Here is a 215-nt window from a genome sequence, read left to right on the forward strand (position 1 = left end):
AGCGAAAGCTTAAGTAATTCTGTATCGATGAGCGAAAGTTTAAGTAACTCCGTTTCCATGAGTGAAAGCATGAGTAACTCGGTCTCAATGAGCGAAAGCTTAAGCAACTCGGTATCGATGAGCGAAAGTTTAAGTAACTCCGTTTCCATGAGTGAAAGCCTCAGTAACTCAGTCTCAATGAGTGAGAGCTTAAGTAATTCCGTCTCGATGAGTGA

Annotated in this window: 1 pseudogene; it reads right to left on the minus strand. The window is 41.9% G+C overall.

The window, feature by feature from the left end:
• Nucleotides 1-215 (minus strand): annotated as a pseudogene (locus LMB56_RS00045) (hypothetical protein); the annotation flags it as partial.

The sequence above is a fragment of the Limosilactobacillus reuteri genome (genome assembly GCF_020785355.1).
GTDB lineage: Bacteria > Bacillota > Bacilli > Lactobacillales > Lactobacillaceae > Limosilactobacillus > Limosilactobacillus reuteri_I.